Here is a 17,863-nt window from a genome sequence, read left to right as displayed (position 1 = left end):
CGATGACACGGGTACCTTCCGGTACCGGTTCACCCGGCTCCGAGATCCGCCCCGGCTCGGCTCAGCCGCGCGCGGCGGTGACGACGTTGCGCAGCAGCAGCGCCGTCGTCACCGGACCCACGCCGCCCGGCACCGGCGTGATCGAGCCGGCTACCGGCTCGACGGCCGCGGTGTCCACGTCGCCGACGAGGCCACCGTCCTCGGTCGGGTTGGTGCCGACGTCGATGACGACCGCGCCGGGCTTGACGTGGTCGGCGCCGAGCATGTGGGCCCGTCCCACCGCCGCGACGAGGACGTCCGCCCGACGGGTGTGCGCGGCCAGGTCCCGCGTACGCGAGTGGCACACCGTGACCGTCGCGTTCTCGGCCAGCAGCAGCAGCGCGGCGGGCTTTCCGACGACGTTGCTGCGCCCGACGACGACCAGGTCCACGCCGGACAGCGGCGTCCGCTCCCGCTGCAGGATCTCCACGACCGCCTGCGCGGTCGCGGGAGCGAACGCGGGGAGCCCTGCGGCGAGCCGACCCAGGCTCTCCGGGTTGGCGCCGTCGACGTCCTTGGCCGGCGCGATGTGCTGACCGACCTGGTCGAGGGTGACGCCCTTCGGCAGCGGCGTCTGGCAGATGATGCCGTGCACGCCCGGGTCGGACGACAGGGAGGCGAGCTCGGCGACGAGTTCGTCGGCGGTGATGCCGTGCCGGTCGATCTGGCGCGCCTCGACGCCGACCTTGGTGGCCGTACGCACGATCGACCGCACGTACCAGGCGGTCGCCTCGTCGTCGGTCGGCACCACGATCGCCAGCGTCGGCGTGGTGCCGGCGTCGCGCAGCGCCGCCACGTCGGCCGACACGGTGTCCAGGATCGCCTGGGAGATCGCGCGTCCGTCGATGAGCGTCACCGCTGCAGCCCCTTCCGTACCGATGCCACCACCGCGCTCGCGCGCTCGAGGTCCCGCTCGATGGACGCGACCGCGTCGCCGAGTCGGGCGCGCTCGTCCTCGTCCTTGATCGCGGTCCGGTTGACCTCGATGTTGACGATCGCGGACTCCAGCCCGGCGCGGGCGCTGGAGGCTGCGACCGCGACGTCGGAGAGCACGTTGACGTTTGCGCCGGGAAGGATCTGCTCGGCGAGGTCGAGCACCGTGGCGGCGGCCTGCGCGGTGCGCCAGGGGACGTCCGCCGCGCCGAGTAGCGCCTGCTGGATGCGCGCCGACCGGGTGGCCTTCTCCTCGTCGGTACCCTTGGGCAGCTTGTAGGCGTCGGTCACGGCGGTGAAGGCGCGGGCGTCGTCGTCGGCCAGCTGGAGCGCGCGGCGGCGCTGCTCGTCCGCCTGCGCGCGGGCCTCGATCATCGTCTGCTCGTGCTCGGCGTACCGGGGGTTGCCGATGGTCAGGTTGGTGACCATCTCCACCAGGCCGGCCGCCATGGCGACCTGCATCGCGGCGACGGCTCCGCCGCCGGGCGCGGGCGCCTCCGAGGCGAGGTCGTCCAGCCAGGCGCCGATCTCCTGGTGCTGCACGGTGAACTCCCGTCTCAAGTCGGGTGTCTCTCGGTCAAGAGTTAAGCAGATACGCGGTCGCCGCTCGTCGGCCGGGGACCGTGCCGATCACGGCCGAGCGTTGGGCTATCGACGTTACGACTGACCTGTAACGTCGATAGCCCAACGCTGGCCCAGGTGGCGTTGACACCGTTCCGGGCATGTCGTTACGGTCCATACCGACCGGTTGGTATGTGGGAGGCGCAATGGTGTCGGCTGACGTGTCGGAAGGCAGCCCGCCCGGGCTCGACCTGGAGCGCGCGGCGGCGATTCTCGCATCGGGTGCCGGGTTGACCGGCCCGCTTTCCGGCTCCGTCATCAGCGGTGGCCGCTCGAACCTCACCTACCTCGTCAGCGACGGGACGAAACGCGTCGTGGTGCGGCGCCCGCCCCTCGGACACGTTCTGCCGTCCGCCCACGACATGGGCCGCGAGTACCGGGTGATCAGCGCCCTGTCGGCCATCGGCTTCCCGGTGCCGGGACCGCTGCTGCTGTGCACCGACGCCGACGTGATCGGCGCGCAGTTCTACGTCATGGAGTACGTCGACGGGGTCGTTCTGCGCGGCACGGTCGGGGTCGCGCCGGACCGGGCGCGCGCGTGCGGGGAGGCTCTGATCGACCTGCTGGTCCGGCTGCACGGCGTCGACCACGAGGCCGTCGGGCTGGCCGACTTCGGCCGGCCGGAGGGCTACCTGGAGCGGCAGGTGCGCCGGTGGCACCAGCAGTGGGAGCGGTCGAAGACCCGTGAGCTACCGCTGCTCGAAGAGGTCACCAGGCGGCTCGCGGAGGAGGTGCCGGCCTCTTCCCGGGCGGGGATCGTGCACGGCGACTACCGACTCGACAACGTCATGTTCTCCCACGACCTGAGCACCATCCTCGCCGTCATGGACTGGGAGATGGCCACGATCGGCGATCCGCTCGCCGATGTGGGGCTGCTCGTCGTGTACACGGATCTGGCGCAGAGCAGGCTCATCCCACCCGTGCCGGACGGGTTCCCGACCGGCGCGGAGCTCGCGGCGCGCTACGCGGCGGCAACCGGCATCGACGTCGCGCGGCTGAACTGGTACGTCGCGTTCGGCAACTACAAGCTCGCCGTCATCAGCGAGGGCATCCACGCCCGATACCTGCAGGGCAAGACCGTCGGCGCGGGATTCGAGACGTTCGGACCGGCCGTGCCCCGGCTCATCGAGCGGGCACGCGAGATTCTGGGGGAGTAACGGTGGATTTTGCTTTCAGTGACCGCGCCAAGGAGCTGCTGGAGACCGCCGACCAGTTCATGCGTGACTGCGTCTACCCGGCGGAAGAGACGTTCGAGGAGCAGGTTGCCGCGCGCCCCGACGTGTGGGACGCCCCGCCGGTCATGGAGGAGCTGAAGCGGGAGGCGCGCAAGCGCGGACTGTGGAACCTGTTCCTGCCGCACTCCGAGTTCGGCGCCGGACTGTCCAACCTGGAGTACGCGCCGATCGCGGAGCTGACCGGCCGCAGCCCGCTGATCGCGCCGGAGGCCATGAACTGCGCCGCGCCGGACACCGGCAACATGGAGCTGCTGGCGATGTTCGGCACGCCGGCACAGCAGGAGCGGTGGCTGCGCCCGCTGCTCGACGGCGAGATCCGGTCGTGCTTCTCGATGACCGAGCCGGAGGTGGCCAGCTCCGACGCCACCAACATCGCCACGCGTATCGAGCGCGACGGCGACTCCTACGTCGTCAACGGTCGCAAGTGGTGGTCCTCCGGCGCGATGAACCCGCGCTGCAAGGTTTCGATCGTCATGGGCGTCAGCGACCCGGACGGGCCGCGGCACCGTCGGCACAGCATGATCCTCGTGCCGCTGGACACGCCCGGGGTGACGATCGTGCGCCCCACGCACGTCTTCGGCTACACCGACGCGCCGCACGGCGGGCACGCCGAGATCATCTTCGACAACGTCCGGGTGCCCGCGGAGAACATCCTGGGCGGGGAGAACGAGGGCTTCGCGCTCGCCCAGGCCCGCCTCGGCCCGGGCCGCATCCACCACTGCATGCGGCTGATCGGCATGGGCGAGCGCGCGCTCGACCTGATGTGCCAGCGGGTGCTCGCCCGGCAGACGTTCGGTGTCGCCATCGCTCAGCACGGCGTGGTGCAGGAGTGGATCGCGGAGGCGCGGATCCGGCTGGAGCAGGCCCGATTGCTGACCCTCAAGACCGCCTGGCTGATGGACACGGTCGGCAACAAGGGCGCGGCCATGGAGATCTCGGCGATCAAGGTGGTCGCCCCGGAGACCGCGCGGTGGGTCATCGACAAGGCCATCCAGGCCCACGGCGGCGCGGGCGTCAGCCAGGACACGCCGCTGGCGAACCTGTACGCGCAGGCGCGTACCCTCCAGCTCGCCGACGGGCCGGACGAGGTGCACCGCCGCTCGGTGGCGCGTCGGGAGCTGGCCAGATGGCGCTGAGTGCCGTTCAGACCCGCTTGCTCGATGCGGCCGTCGAGCTGTTCGCGGAGAAGGGGTTCGACGGCACCTCGGTACAGGAGATCGTCGAACGGGCCGCGGTCACCAAGGGCGCGATGTACCACTACTTCAGGTCCAAAGACGACCTGCTTTACGAGATCTACCACGGGCTGATCAGCCAGCAGCTGGCCGACCTGGACCGGATCCTCGCCGCCGGCGGCCTGCCCGGCGAGGTGATCCGTGCGGTCATCGTCGATCTCATCGAGACCACCACCGCCCGGCTGGCCGAGGCGGCGGTGTTCGCCCGGGAGATGCACAAGCTCGCGGCCGGACCGATGGCGGCGCTGCGGGCGCAGCGGCGCAGGTACCACGAGACGTTCCGGGACCTGGTCGCGCGGGGGCAGGCCGACGGCGCGTTCGCGGCGGTCGCCTCGGCGGACACGGTCACGCTGATCGTCTTCGGCATCGTCAACCAGTTGCCGCAGTGGTACCAGCCCGACGGCCCGAAGTCGCCCCGGCAGCTCGCCGACGAGGTCGCGGACTTCGTACTTGCCGGCCTGTCACCGGCGGCGTAGCGCCGTGGGCCTTGTCATCCGGTTGGCGTGGTTGATCGTCCGACCGTCCGGATCGGCGTGATCGACGATCTCTCACCGCTTGTCCGGCAAGATCTCAAACTCGTACTGTGACCATCTCGACACGTCTCGTGAACAACGGTCGATCCGCCCGACGTGCGATCGCCCTGCCCGTCGTGGCGGCCTCCGTACTGGCCGGCATCGCCGTTGCCGAACAGCCGGCCGCGGCGGCTACCGCCTTCACCCCCACCACCACCCGGGTGAGCGTCTCGACCAGCAAGGTGCAGGGCAACAAGTCCGCCGGTGTTTCGGCGATCTCGGCGAACGGCCGGTACGTCGCGTTCTACTCGCAGGCGTCGAATCTGGTGGCCGGAGACACCAACGGAACCGGCGACATCTTCGTACGGGACCGGGTCGCCGGTACCACCACCCGGGTCAGCGTCGCCACCGGTGGCCGCCAGGCCAACGGGACGAGCCGCGGGGTGTCGATCTCGGCGGACGGTCGGTACGTCGCGTTCATGTCTGATGCGTCCAACCTGGTGGCCGGGGACACCAACAAGACCGACGACGTGTTCGTGCGGGACCGGGTCGCGGGCACCACAACCCGGGTCAGCGTCGCCAACGGCGGCGGACAGGCCAACGGCCAGAGCTACTATCCGAAGATTTCGGCGGACGGCCGGTACGTCGCCTTCGCCTCCTTCGCGTCGAACCTGGTCACCGGGGACACCAACAAGACGTCCGACGTGTTCGTGCGGGACCGCGTCGCCGGCACCACCACCCGGGTCAGCGTCTCCAGCAAGGGCGTGCAGGCCAACGCTTGGAGCGCTGGGGGCGACGTGGACGGCGATGAAACCGCGATAAGTGCGAACGGTCGCTACGTGGTGTTCAACTCCTTCGCGTCCAATCTGGTCACCGGGGACACCAATGGCCGGGAAGACGTATTCGTGCGGGACCGGGTCGCCGGCACCACCACGCGGGTGAGCGTTGGCGCCGGCGGACGGCAGGCCGACCTGCCCAGCTTCGAACCGTCGATCTCCTCCGACGGCCGGTACGTCGCGTTCATGTCCGCCGCCACGAATCTGGTGTCCGGGGACAGCAACGGAGACTGGGACGTGTTCGTGCGGGACCGGGTCGCGGGCACCACCACCCGGGTCAGCGTCGCCACCAAGGGTGGGCAGAGCAACGGCTTCAGCGACTGGCCGTCGATCTCGGCGGACGGCCGGTACGTAGCGTTCGAATCCGATGCGTCGAACCTCGTGTCCGGGGACACCAACAAGGTTTCGGACGTGTTCGTGCGGGACCGGGTCGCTGGCACCACCACCCGGGTCAGCGTCGCCACGAGCGGCGGGCAGAGCAACGGCTACTGGGGCAGCTTTGTTCCGGTCTTCTCGGCGGACGGTCGGTTCGTCCTGTTCGTATCCGACGCGACGAACCTCGTCGCCGGCGACACCAACAAGGTCTCGGACGTGTTCGTCCGGCAACTGAAGCCGTAAGCCTCGCGGCTCGCGATAGAAAAAACTCGATCCGATGCCCGGTCGCCTCTCGTCAGGCGGCCGGGCATCTAGTTAACTGGCCGGTAACCACGGACCACACGGATCGAGTGAGGACTGGCACATGGCTGACCAGACGCGCACCGCCTACACGACGTGTCCGTTGTGCGAGGCCACCTGCGGCCTGGAGCTGAGCGTCTCCGGAGACCGGATCATGCGGGTCCGTGGGGACGCCGACGACGTGCTCAGCCACGGCTTCATCTGCCCCAAGGGCGCCTCGCTCGGCGAACTCGACGCCGACCGCGACCGGCTGCGTACGCCCCGGATCCGGCGCGACGGGAAGCTGGTGCCGGCGACCTGGGACGAGGCGTTCGACGCCGTCGAAGCCGGGCTGACCGGCGTCATCGACGCGCACGGCCGGGACGCCGTCGCGCTCTACCTCGGCAACCCCAACGTGCACACCCTCGCCGGCAACCTGTACGCCGGGCTGCTGCGCAAGGTGCTCGGTTCGCGTAACGTCTACACCGCCTCGACGCTCGACCAGATGCCCAAGCACGTCTCGTGCGGCTACCTGTTCGGCGGCCCGTTCGCGATTCCGGTACCCGACATCGACCGTACCGAATTCCTGCTGATCCTCGGGGCCGACCCGTACTCGTCGAACGGCAGCCTGTGGACGGTGCCCGACGCCCCCGGGCGGCTCAAGGCGCTCCAGGCGCGCGGTGGCCGGTTCGTCGTGGTCGACCCACGGCGCAGCCGCACCGCCCGGGCCGCCGACCGGTACGTGCCGATCCGGCCCGGCACCGACGTGTTCCTGCTGCTGGGCATGGTGCACGAGCTCTTCGCGGCGGATCTCGCGAAACCCGGCCGGCTGGCGGAACATCTCACCGGCCTCGACGAGGTGCGTGCGCTGGTCACGCCGTTCACCCCGGAGGCGATGGCCGTGCGCTGCGGCGTGGACGCGGCCACCATCCGCGAACTGGCCCGGGCACTGGCCACCGCCGGCCGCGCCGCCGTGTACGGCCGGATCGGCACCACCACCGTCGCGTACGGCACGGTCACGAGCTGGCTGATCGACGTGCTGAACATCCTCACCGGCAACCTCGACCGTGCGGGCGGGGCGATGTTCCCGCTGCCGGCACACACCCGGCGGGGGAAGGGGAGCGGGCCGGGGTTCACGACCGGCCGCTGGCGCAGCCGGGTACGCGGCCTGCCCGAGGTCCTCGGCGAGCTGCCGGCGGTCACGCTGGTCGACGAGATCGCCACCCCGGGCGAGGGACAGGTACGGGCCCTGGTCACGGTAGCCGGTAACCCGGCGTCGTCGGTCCCCAACGCCGACCGGCTCGCCCGCGCGCTTGCGACGCTCGACTTCATGGTGAGCGTCGACCCGTACGTCAACGAGACCTCGCGGCACGCGGACGTGATCCTGCCGCCACCGCCGCCGAGCCGCAGCGCCCACTACGACCTGGCGTTCTACGGCTTCGCCGTGCGCAACGTCGCCAACTTCTCGCCGCCGCCGCTGCCGCTTCCGGCCGACCTGCGCGACGAGTGCGAGATCCTGCTGCGGCTGGCCGCCGTCTTCGCCGGACTCGGCTGGCGCGCCGACGTCGAGGCGTGGCAGGACGGCGAGCTGCGCAAGGCCTGCGAGCAGATCGGCGCCGACCCCGCCCTGTTGACCGGCGACACCGCCGCCGAGCGGGCCCTCGATCTGCGGCTGCGCACGGGCGCTTACGGCGACGGCTTCGGACGGGTACCCGACGGGCTGTCGCTTGCGAAGCTGCGCGCCAACCCGCACGGCGTCGACCTCGGCCCGCTGACCCCGCGCCTCCCGGAGATCCTGCGCACGCCGTCCGGTCGCATCGAGCTGTGCCCGCAGCCGATCGCCGACGCGGTTGGCGCGCTCGCCGACGCGCCCGTACCGGCAGCGGACGAGTTCGTCGTGGTTGGACGCCGGCATCTTCGCTCCAACAACTCGTGGATGCACAACGTGCCGGCGCTGGTGAAGGGCCGCGAACTGTGCACTGTCGTGGTCAGCCGGACTGACGCGGAGCGCCTCGGCCTCGTCGACGGCGGGACGGCGCGGGTGACCTCGCGGGTCGGCCGGGTCGAGCTGACCGTCGAGGTGAGCGACGACATCGCCCCCGGCGTGGTGAGCATCCCGCACGGCTGGGGGCACGACCTTCCCGGAGTCGAGCTGTCCGTCGCCTCGCGTACCGCCGGCGCCAACGTCAACCGGCTGCACGACGACCTGCGACTGGACCCGCTGTCGGGTACGGCGGTGCTCAACGGGACCCCGGTGACGATCGAGGTGGCGGAGCCGGTCTGACCCCGCCGCCTCGTAACCGGTGTTCGGCGTGGTGCTGCGTTTCGCGCATTCTCGACGAGACGGGAAGCTCGGCGGGCATGGGGATGGTGGGAATGGAACCTGATCAGGTCGGCAAGATTTTCGATTTGTGATCGCTCTATTACACCAAGAGTGACAGATCGTTTACTGAGAATCAGCAGTGACGATCCACGGGTCACGAGATGTCGAAATCAGGGAGATGACCCTTAGGAAATCCTGTCCGTCCATGGCAGACTTCCATTGATCACGAGGTGCTCGTGTTCCGTTGTCGTCGCCATCCATAATCCTCCCCTACGGATGGCGGCTGATCGTTCACCTCCATGGAGGACCCCACCGTGGCTGGCTACACCATCACCATTACGCCCAATGACGATGAGGCCGGAGCGCTTACCACCATCAAGGTGGATACGACATCCGGCAATGCTCGTGTCACCGAATTGACCGTACGGGCGCCCGAGGGCGGTGCGATCTTCCCGCAGCAACTGCCGGCGATCAATCTCGATCAGCTCATCGCCGCGCTCGCACCGCCGACGACCACCGCGATCGAGGCGACGCCGACCCCGTCCGAGCACTCGGATGCTCCCGCGCAGACGGAGGCGTCGGCACCGGTTTCCGCCGACCTTCCGGCGTCCGAAGCGGACGGTTCCGCGCCGCAGGCTTCGAGCGCGCCGCAGCCGATCGTTCCGTCACCCCGGGCCGGCCGGCCGTCCCAGGCGAAGAAGCCGGCACGCACCGCGCCGGCGAAGAAGGCACTGTCGCGGTCCCGCCAGTCCAAGGCGGAACGGGCGGCCGTGCCGGCGCAGTCGGCGACCGGCCGCCGCGCGTACCGGCGGATGCCCGAGCCGGCCGAGGTACTTGCGGCGTACCGGGAAGTCGGCGGCACGACGGCGCTCGCGCGGCACTACGGCGTACCTCGTCACACCGCGACGGGGTGGCTGCGCCGCCTGCGCAACCAGGGCATGCTCGACTGACGCAAAAAATCACGCCGGTCCCCGCTGTGTCTGATGTGGATACAGCGGGGACCGTCATTGTGAGAGGAGATGCCATGAGCATTCCGCAGCCGGAATACGCCGGCACCGCGCACCCCGGGTCGGCGATCGCGCTCACCACCAAGTTCCTACCCCTGGCGTTCTTCTATTTCTTCGTGAAGCCGAAGATCGCCATCGACGGTTACCCGGTGGCGGCGGAATGGGGGCGGATCGTCGTTCCGGTCCCGCCCGGCGACCACCGTGTCGACGTCTACACGCCGTACCTGCTGCCGCCGCGCGTGGGGCCGGCCGACCTCACCGTCAGCGTCGCGCCGGGGCAGACGGTCGAACTGGAGTACCGTTCGCCGGTCGTCGCGTTCTCACGTGGCTCGCTGGGAGCGCCGCCGCAGAAGTACAACGGCGTGCCGGTTCTGATCGCGCTGCTGTCCGTCGTGCTGGTGCTCGGCCTGTGTTCGTGCGTGGGCACGCTGCTGGGCGCGTTGAACTCCCAGTAGCGCCCTGCCCGGAACTGACTAGATGCCGTGCTCGGCGAGTGGGCCGATGCGCAACTGCCTGGCGCGGATGCCGTCGATCAGCTCCGGCAGCGCCCCGAGCGTGCGCCGCCAGGAGTCCGGCGCCGAGGTGCAGTCGGAGTCGTGCAGCAGAACCGTCCCGCCGCCGTGCAGCCTGCCGGTGACGGTCGACAGCACGGACGCGGGCGTGGCGCGCGACTCCCAGTCGCGCCCCCAGGCGGTCCACAGCATCGGGGTGAGGTCGAGCCGCCGCGCGGCGCGCAGTCCGGCGGCGGTCAGGACGCCGTAGGGCGGCCGGTACCACCGGGGTTGCCGGCCGGTGACGGTGGCGATCAGGTCGCGGGCGCGGGCGATGTCGTCGTAGGTGGCGCGCGGCCCGCGTACGAGCAGGCAGCGGTGGTGCCAGCCGTGGACCGCCACCTCGTGACCGGCCGCGACCAGTTCGGCGCCGAGCTGCGGGGCGCGGCTGAGCATGTCGCCGAGAAGGAAGAACGTCGCCCGGATGCCCTTGTCGCGCAGCAGGTCGAGGAACGCCGGCGTGGACCGGGGATCGGGCCCGTCGTCGAATGTCAGCGCCACGTGGTCGGACTGCCCCGCTCCGGACAGGCCGGGCATCAGCCGACGGCGCAGCGGCGCGATCGACGAGATGGCGGGCGCCGCGTTGGCGGCGGAGGCCGCGAGCACGGCACCGGCCGCGAGCAGGCCGAACCGGGTGACGCGGGCGGTACCGGGGGGCGCGGTGCGGGAGGCGGGCGAGCCGGAGCGCTTCACGCCAGCACTCTACTTACCGCCATACGTCGGTGACGGGACTGGTGCGCGCGGAGTCGCCCAGCGGCGCGAGCCCGTACAGGGACTGGAGGGTACGCAGTACGCGGTAGTGGTCGACCGGCTCGGTGTAGCTGCCCGGCTGTACGCCCGCGCCCGCGATGAACGTGACGATCTGGTTGTGCGGGCTGCCGTCGTTCTCGTCGAACGTCACGATGAGCAGGCTGTTGTGCTGCTCCGCCCAGCGCAGGTAGGTGTCGAGGTGGGACCGGGCCCACGCGTCACCGGTGGCGACGCCGCAGTCGTGCATGTCGTGGCACAGGTTGGGGATCACGAACGACACCGTCGGCAGCGTGTGGAAGTCGGTGGGGAAGGCGGTGTACGGCTGGTTGGCGCTCGCGGGCACGTTGTCGAAGTCCGCCCAGGGGTTGTGCTTGGCCGCGTAGCCGGCGTGCGAACAACCGGAGAATCCGGCTCGGGGAAGGTCTTCGGAGTAGCCGGTGAAGGTCAGGCCCGCGTCGAGCAACTGGCGGGCGAGATTGGGCGCGCCGTTGAGCCGGACGGGGCAGTGGTCGTCGGTGACGCCGTGCGTGGAGCCCGAGAACAGGGCGAGGTAGTTGGGTTGGCTCGGATGGGTGACGCCGTGGGCGTTGGTGAAGAGAGCGGCCCGTTTCATCACCGCGTTGAGGTACGGGGCGCGGCGGTCGCCCGCCACGGTGCCGTACGTCTTGTTTTCGAAGACGGCGACCACGACGTGGTCGGGCCGGGGGAGGGTAGCCGGGCTTCTGCCTGCCGCCGGCGGTCCGGCGGGGTCGGTGGCCGTCGAGCCCGGCGAGCCGGCCGGTGCTGACCGGTGCAGCGGGACCCGCCCGCAGGACACCAGGATGGCTAGGGTCGCCACGACCGCCACGACGGCGGTGCGCAGCAGGGTCCATTTCACGCCGTACCCCTGGGCTTACCGAACCTCGGGCCCGTCCTCGCCGAGCGCCGCGCGAAGGGCCTGTTCGTCGTCGGGGCTGAGCGAGGTGACGAAGCGCTGCAGGATCTCGGCGCGGTCCCGGCCGCCCTCCAGGACGGTGCGCATGCGGTCGGCGGCGTCCTGCGCGGCGTCCTTGGCCGGCCGGTACGCGCTGCGGCCGCCCTCGCGGATCCGGACGACCATGCCTTTGTCCTGCAGCCGGCTCAGGATCGTGTGGATGGTGTTGTAGGCCAACCCGGTGCCCAGGGTGGTCTGTAGCTGGGCCGGGGTGAGTGGCGTGTCGGCGGCCCAGAGCGCCCCGAGCACCTCGCCCTCCAGCGCGCCGGCCGCCCGCCGACCGTGTGCCGGTCGCTTGATCACCGAACCTCCCTCGTCATGGCCCCCGTGTGAGCCGTGATCCATCGAAGTCGATCGTACGCTCGACCCGCTGCTCCTACAGTTTGTAGGAATAAAGGTATCGCTCGGGGGTGGCGCGGTCGGCCCCGGGCGACGGGCTCCACGGTCACGAGGACCGCGACCGTCTCCACGGCGCCGTAGGCGACGGCCGCGGTGAAATGTCCGGCGCTGTCCCGCTCGGTCGTGGTTGCCGGGCCGGGAAATATCCGCCAGGTGTCCCAGGTGGAGCTTTTCACGCGCGTACGGTCGCGCCTCCCCGCGACGAGTGCCTATAGTGGCCGGGGTCACATAGACCTGTGGTATTGAGCTTGCAGACTCATTGAGCTAAAGACTCCTCGCCGGCTTCCGTCACCGGCGAAGAAGGTCGGGCCACGGCGAACCCGTCCACCAGCTCGCATTGTTGCGGGAAGGACGAATCGGTGAACCCTGGCCAAGGTTCGTGGGATGTTGGCGCGACCGCCTGGTTGCTGGGCAGCACGGCCCTTGTACTGGTGATGGCGCCCGGCGTGGCTTTCTTCTACGGCGGCATGGTCCGCCAGAAGAACGTCCTCGCAACGATCATGCAGGGCTTCGCGGCGATCGCCGTCGTCAGCATCCTCTGGGCTGCGGTCGGCTTCTCCCTCGCGTTCGGCCCCGGCCGGCTGGTGGGTGGTTTCGGGCTCGCCGGGCTGACCGGAGCCGACGCGTACCTGCCCGGCGGGCGACTGCCCGGCCTGGCCCACCTTCAGGTGCCGGTGCTGGCCTTCGCCGCGTTCCAGATGATGATCGCCGCCCTCACCCCCGTCGTGCTGACCGGAGCCACGGCCGAGCGCTGGCGGTTCGAGGCGTACGTCGTCTTCGTCGCGCTGTGGACGCTCGTGGTGTACGCGCCGGTGACGCACTGGATCTTCTCGCCGGAGGGCTGGCTGCACCGGCTCGGCGTGCTCGACTTCGCGGGCGGCGCCGTCGTACACGCCAACGCCGGCGCCGCGGCGCTCGCGATGGCCTGGGCGCTCGGCCGACGCCGTGGCTGGCCGCAGGAGCAGCACCGCCCGCACAACGTGCCGCTCGTCATGATCGGTACCGCCCTGCTGTGGTTCGGTTGGTTCGGGCTGAACGGCGGCGCCGCGCTCGCCGCGAACGGAGTCGCCGCCACCGCCGTCGTCAACACCCAGCTCGGTGCCTGCGCCGCGCTCCTGGTGTGGGTGGGCGTCGAGCGGGTGCGCTTCGGCAAGGGCACGACCATCGGGGCGGCGTCGGGCGTCATCACCGGGCTGGTCGCGGTGACGCCCGCGGCCGGGTACGTGACGCCGCTCGGCGCGATCGCCATCGGCCTGCTCGCCGGTGCGGTCTGCCAGCTCGCGGTCGGCCTGAAGTCGTGGTTCGACCTCGACGACTCGCTCGACGTGGTCACCGTCCACCTCGGCGGCGGCGTGGTCGGGTCGCTCGCCGTGGGTCTGTTCGCCACCAGGTCGGTCAACCCCGACGGCGCCGACGGCCTGTTCTACGGCGGCGGGTACCGGCTGCTCGGCGTCCAGCTGGTCGCCGTGTTCGTGGTCGTGGCGTACTCGCTCGTCGCGACGGGCCTGTTGGGCAGCCTCACCAACCGGCTGCTCGGAAACCGCGTACACCCGCGCGAGGAAGCTGTCGGGCTCGACCTGTCCCAGCACGGCGAAGCCGCCTACGAGATCGTGCCTCCGCGTACCCGTGCGTGCGCGCCCGTTCCGGTGTCCAGCGTCGGGTCGCCGCGCAGCCGGCGCCGCTGAGGCGGCTGGACCGCCGCGTCCGCCTCGACCCGCTGCGTCCGACTCGACCGCCGCGTCCGCCTCGACCGCTGGCGCCTGATGAGCCGGGTCGGCCGGGAGACAGGGACCGGCGATCCGCCCGCCGCGGCGTGGTGACCGTGACGACAAGAAGCAACAGCAGGAAGTGCCAGCCGGTCAGGAAGGGGAAACCACCATGCCCAACCGGGTTCAAGCCGCCATGACGAGGCCCTGGGGCTCGCACGTGCTGGTGCGACTCACCGTCCTGCTCGCGGCCGGCGCGCTCTTCGTCCTCGTGACCGCGCAGTCGTGGAGCGCGACCGGCCAGGCCCAGGCGGCCGTCCAGGCCGAGCGGCACGGCGTGGCGTACATCCAGCCCCTCGTGCAGTTCGTCGCTGAGCTGACCGACGCGCAGTCCGCCGCCGTCCGCGGCGCCCAGCCCGACGCCAACCAGATGGACGCCGCGATCACTGCGGTCGACGCCGTCGACGACACCCACGGCGATCCGCTCGGCACCCACCGGCGCTGGTCCGAACTGCGCGGCCGGATCGCCACCGTCATGGGCCAGCACCTGGTGGGCGAGCCGGCGTACACGGCGTACTCGGCGGTGGTCGCCCTCGCCGTCGACCTGGCGCGCAAGATCGGCGACGCGTCGAAGCTCCTACCCGACCCGCAGCTGGACGCGTACTACCTGGCCGATGCCGCCCTGCTGCGGGTGACCGACGTGCTGGTCTCGGCGGGGCGGGCCGCGGACCTGGCGATGCTCGCCGGGCGCAACGTGTCGGACGCCGCGCAGACCCGGATCTCGGTGGCCCGCTACCAGGTGGCCGCGGCCAGCGAGCAGATGAGCCTCAGCCTGCACAAGGCGCTGGACAGCAAGGCCGAGGACGGGATGGGCAACCCGGTGCTCGGCCCCAACCTGGCCGGCCAGCTCGACGCGTTCACGTCGGCGGTGGACGCGTTCGTTCCCCCGACGATCTGGCTGCAGACGTTCAACCGCACCGATGTGGCGGCCATCGCGAGCGGCGCCGACCGGGTACGCCTGCAGGTCCGCCCGCTCGCTGGCGCGATCCTCGGCGAGCTCGACTCCCTGCTGCGCGAACGCTCCGACCGGCTGTCGGTCCGGCAGACCTGGACGATGATCGCCGCCGGTGCGGCCGTGCTGCTCCTCGGCATCCTGCTGTCGATGCTGCTGCCCGCCTCGCCGCGGCCGGCGCGCACGGCGGCCGGCGTGGACGATCGCGAGGAGGCGGCCGATCCCCGTGACCGGGCTTCCGGACAGGCCGAGCGGGTCCGCGCGGGGGCCGCACCGCCAGGGTCCGCCCCGGCCGGCCCGTCCTCGCTCGTCGGCTCCCCGCTCGTCGGCTCCTCACCCGTCGGCTCCTCGCCCGTCGATCTGAGCCCGTTCGACCCGGGTGACGGCGAGCCGGACGACGTCGATCCCCGCGACGCCGCTCCCGGCGACCGGGAGCCGGCCGAGGAACTGCTGCACGTGGGCCGGGCGGTACGGCCCCAGCGGCGGGAAGGGGCGGGCGATGTTAGCTAGATTGAGCGTCCAGCAGAAGCTGAGCGTGCTGCTGACGCTGCCGCTCGCCGCGCTCGTGCTCACCGGAGTGCCGTTCGCGGTCGCCCGCCTCGACTCGACGATCGCCGCCGCGGTGGCCGTCGACGCCGCGCACGACGCCCGTGACGTCGCCGAACTGGTCGAGGGGCTGCAATCCGAGCGGCTGCTCGCGCTCGCGTCGCTGGCCAGCCCCGAGGTGGACCGCAGCGGCTATGCGGCGCTCGGTGCGACCAGCGCCGACCGGGCGGAAGAGGCGGCCGAGCACGGCACCCCGGCCGTCCGCCGGGCGGTCGGCCAGCTCGGGTCGCTGGATGCGGTCCGGCGCCAGGTCCTCGACGGTACGGCGGCGCCGGCCGAGGTACAGGGCGCCTACCACGCCCGGATCATCGCCCTGATCGACGCGTTGGAGCTGACCCGGCAACCACGCGTCGACATCACCGGACTGCGGCAACTGAGCGCCCTGGACGCCCTGCTGCGCGCGAACGAGGAGGCCTACCGGATCGGCGGAGCGCTGCTCATCGCGGCCACCGACAAGCGGGCCGGCGCCGACCTCGCCATCGAGGCCAGATCGCTGCACCGGATCGACATCGACCGGTTCCGCCAGCAGGCCGAGGGCCCGGCGGTGTCGATGCTCGACGCGGTCGAGCGCGGCGACAACGCGCGCCGGTTGGACGAGCTTTCGAGCCAGGTCAGCGCCGGCAACGGGCTGCCGGCGCCGCTACCGGAGATCGTCGCGAACGTCCGCTCCGCCGCCACCCAGGGGGGCGCGCTGCAGGAGCGGGTGGTGCACGCGACGGTCGTACGGGCACAGGACCGGGCCGCCGCGGCCGGCACCGCCGCGGTCACGCTCATCGGCCTCGCGGTCGCGCTGCTGGTGTTCGTGATCTGGATGAGCTTCCGGGTCAGCCGCTCGGTCGCGGTACCGCTGCGGCAGCTCACGTCCGCGGCCCGGCGGGTCGCCGACCTGGCCAGCGACGAGCTGGTACGCGTCGCCGACACCGACGCGTACCACCGGCGCCCACCGAACCTCGCGACCGTCGAGGTGGGCGGCAGTGACGAGATAGGCGAGCTCGCGGCCGCGTTCAACCGGGTGCAGACCACGGCGGCGCTGCTGATGGAGCGGCAGGTCGCGAGCCGCCGCAACGTGGCGGTCATGTTCGCCACCGTCGGCCGGCGCACCCGCAGCCTGGTCGCCCGGCAGCTCGCGTTCATCGACGAGTTCGAGCGCAACGAGCAGGACGAGCGGATGCTGGTCAAGCTGTACCGGCTCGACCACCTGACGACCAGGCTGCGCCGCAGCGCCGACAGCCTGCTGGTGGTGTCCGGCATCCGCGAGGACGAGCCGATCTCCGCGGCGGCGTCGCTGCACGAGGTGGTGCGCTCGGCCATCGCCGAGATCGAGGGGTACCAGGCGGTGCGGATCGCCGCCCTCTGCGAGGTCACGATCATGCCTCAGCTGGTACCCGACCTCCGGCTGCTGCTGGCCGAACTGCTGGAGAACGCCACCGCCTTCTCGCCGCCGGGCAGCCCCGTCGAGGTGTACGCCCGGCTCGGGTCCTGCTGCGAGATCGTGGTCGTCGACCACGGCATCGGCATGTCCGACGAGCGACTGGCGGAGGAGAACCGCCGGCTGGTCGAGCGCGAACGGCTCGACATCGCGCCGACCAGCGTCCTGGGACTGTTCGTGGTGGGCCGGATAGCCCGGCGGCACGGCCTGCGGGTGCGGCTTCGCCACAGCCCGGGAAACGGGGTGAGCGCGGAGGTGCAGGTGCCGACGACGCTGTTCACCACCGACCGGGTACTGCCGATCAACGCCGCGCCGGCGCCCCGGATCATCGCCCGCCGGGCCGTCCCACCGGCGTCGCGCGCGTACGCGCCCGGCCGCGACCGGACCCGCGAGTTGGCGCAGCTCACGGACTGGGCGTCGGGGCAGTACGACGTCTCCTTCGCCTGGTTCCAGCCGCAGGAGATCAGCGGCACGGTGGTGGACGCCACGGTGGTGGACACGACCGCCACCGGGGCCTCGGTCACGGACGCGACCACGGTCGGCCCCGATGTGGTCGACGTCTCCGTGATCGACGAGGACGCCCCGGCCGGCCCGACCGCCCTGCCGGCGACGCCGGCCGGGCCGCACCCCGAGCCGGCGCCGGCCCGGCATACCCCCGAGCCGGCGTCCTCGACCACGCCTGCGTCGACCCGCAGCGGGCTCACCCGTCGCCAGCCGGGTGGGCACCTGCCCGCTTTCGGGATGGACCTGTCGGGTACGGAGCAGCCCCGGGCCGACGCGGCAGCCGCGTCCGAGCGGGCGCCCGCGGCGCGCGGCTCGCTGACCCGACGGGTGCCCGGCACCCACCTCGACCGGTCCCTTCGCGGCGACGGCACCTCGGACCGTTCGGCGCCGGGCGCGCAGCCGCGCGACCCCGATGCCGAGCGGGCGGAGCTGGACAGCTTCGTGGCAGGCGTGGCTCGCGCCGCGGGGGCTTCGAGGGGTGTGGGCGCCAACCAGTGACCCGCGACGCCGGTGGCGGACGGCGCCCGTTATGCGACAACGA

15 protein-coding genes are annotated in these 17,863 nt (G+C 71.5%); 10 read left to right on the top strand and 5 right to left on the bottom strand.

Annotated features, from left to right (window positions below; all coding sequences use genetic code 11):
* Positions 1-61 precede the first annotated feature (61 nt).
* On the bottom strand, positions 62-895 hold the full coding sequence (locus HC031_RS34375; RefSeq protein ID WP_167925683.1) for a tetrahydrofolate dehydrogenase/cyclohydrolase catalytic domain-containing protein: 834 nt from the start codon (positions 893-895) through the stop codon (positions 62-64).
* Complete coding sequence (locus tag HC031_RS13760; protein WP_167925682.1) at positions 892-1,515, bottom strand: cyclodeaminase/cyclohydrolase family protein; 624 nt, start codon at positions 1,513-1,515, stop codon at positions 892-894. Before HC031_RS13760 ends, HC031_RS34375 begins: the two co-directional genes overlap by 4 nt.
* A gap of 224 nt (positions 1,516-1,739) precedes the next feature.
* On the opposite strand from HC031_RS13760, the gene HC031_RS13755 reads away from it, so the two are divergent.
* The 7 genes from HC031_RS13755 to HC031_RS13725 all read left to right on the top strand — a co-directional run bounded on the left by HC031_RS13755 (position 1,740) and on the right by HC031_RS13725 (position 9,847).
* A complete protein-coding gene (locus HC031_RS13755; RefSeq protein WP_167925681.1) occupies positions 1,740-2,750 on the top strand; it encodes a phosphotransferase family protein in 1,011 nt (336 codons plus the stop codon).
* Between the two features lie 35 nt (positions 2,751-2,785).
* Positions 2,786-3,964, top strand: coding sequence for an acyl-CoA dehydrogenase family protein (locus HC031_RS13750; protein ID WP_338090659.1), 1,179 nt, complete (start codon positions 2,786-2,788; stop codon positions 3,962-3,964).
* Positions 3,955-4,536, top strand: a complete 582-nt coding sequence (locus HC031_RS13745; RefSeq protein ID WP_167925679.1) for a TetR/AcrR family transcriptional regulator — start codon at positions 3,955-3,957, stop codon at positions 4,534-4,536. Before HC031_RS13750 ends, HC031_RS13745 begins: the two co-directional genes overlap by 10 nt.
* Positions 4,537-4,643: 107 nt before the next feature.
* On the top strand, positions 4,644-6,026 hold the full coding sequence (locus HC031_RS13740; RefSeq protein ID WP_205862713.1) for a TolB-like translocation protein: 1,383 nt from the start codon (positions 4,644-4,646) through the stop codon (positions 6,024-6,026).
* A gap of 121 nt (positions 6,027-6,147) precedes the next feature.
* Positions 6,148-8,346 (top strand): molybdopterin-dependent oxidoreductase, encoded by a 2,199-nt coding sequence (locus HC031_RS13735; RefSeq protein WP_167925678.1) that lies wholly within the window; start codon positions 6,148-6,150, stop codon positions 8,344-8,346.
* Positions 8,347-8,765: 419 nt separating this feature from the next.
* Positions 8,766-9,335, top strand: coding sequence for a hypothetical protein (locus HC031_RS13730; protein WP_167925677.1), 570 nt, complete (start codon positions 8,766-8,768; stop codon positions 9,333-9,335).
* A gap of 74 nt (positions 9,336-9,409) precedes the next feature.
* On the top strand, positions 9,410-9,847 hold the full coding sequence (locus HC031_RS13725) for a hypothetical protein (protein ID WP_167925676.1): 438 nt from the start codon (positions 9,410-9,412) through the stop codon (positions 9,845-9,847).
* 18 nt (positions 9,848-9,865) lie between these two features.
* Here HC031_RS13725 and HC031_RS13720 read toward each other — a convergent pair whose 3' ends face one another.
* The 3 genes from HC031_RS13720 to HC031_RS13710 are packed head-to-tail and all read right to left on the bottom strand — an operon-like array spanning position 9,866 to position 11,969.
* The gene (locus tag HC031_RS13720; protein ID WP_338090645.1) at positions 9,866-10,636 is read right to left on the bottom strand and encodes a polysaccharide deacetylase family protein; all 771 of its coding nucleotides are present in this window, start codon (positions 10,634-10,636) and stop codon (positions 9,866-9,868) included.
* A 13-nt stretch (positions 10,637-10,649) separates the two neighbouring features.
* Positions 10,650-11,570, bottom strand: coding sequence for an alkaline phosphatase family protein (locus HC031_RS13715; RefSeq protein ID WP_205862712.1), 921 nt, complete (start codon positions 11,568-11,570; stop codon positions 10,650-10,652).
* A 15-nt stretch (positions 11,571-11,585) separates the two neighbouring features.
* The gene (locus HC031_RS13710; RefSeq protein WP_338090644.1) at positions 11,586-11,969 is read right to left on the bottom strand and encodes a BlaI/MecI/CopY family transcriptional regulator; all 384 of its coding nucleotides are present in this window, start codon (positions 11,967-11,969) and stop codon (positions 11,586-11,588) included.
* A gap of 455 nt (positions 11,970-12,424) precedes the next feature.
* Between HC031_RS13710 and HC031_RS13705 the strand changes: the two genes are divergently transcribed.
* From HC031_RS13705 to HC031_RS13695, 3 genes are all read left to right on the top strand, one after another.
* Positions 12,425-13,750 (top strand): ammonium transporter, encoded by a 1,326-nt coding sequence (locus HC031_RS13705; protein WP_205862711.1) that lies wholly within the window; start codon positions 12,425-12,427, stop codon positions 13,748-13,750.
* A gap of 193 nt (positions 13,751-13,943) precedes the next feature.
* Complete coding sequence (locus HC031_RS13700) at positions 13,944-15,293, top strand: hypothetical protein (RefSeq protein ID WP_167925674.1); 1,350 nt, start codon at positions 13,944-13,946, stop codon at positions 15,291-15,293.
* Positions 15,283-17,820, top strand: a complete 2,538-nt coding sequence (locus tag HC031_RS13695) for a sensor histidine kinase (protein WP_167925673.1) — start codon at positions 15,283-15,285, stop codon at positions 17,818-17,820. The genes HC031_RS13700 and HC031_RS13695 overlap by 11 nt, the downstream gene beginning before the upstream one ends.
* The last annotated feature ends 43 nt before the right edge of the window (positions 17,821-17,863 follow it).

It is taken from the genome of Planosporangium thailandense (genome assembly GCF_011947195.1).
Taxonomy (GTDB): Bacteria; Actinomycetota; Actinomycetes; order Mycobacteriales; family Micromonosporaceae; genus Planosporangium; species Planosporangium thailandense.
This window is presented reverse-complemented; position numbering and strand designations above follow the sequence as displayed.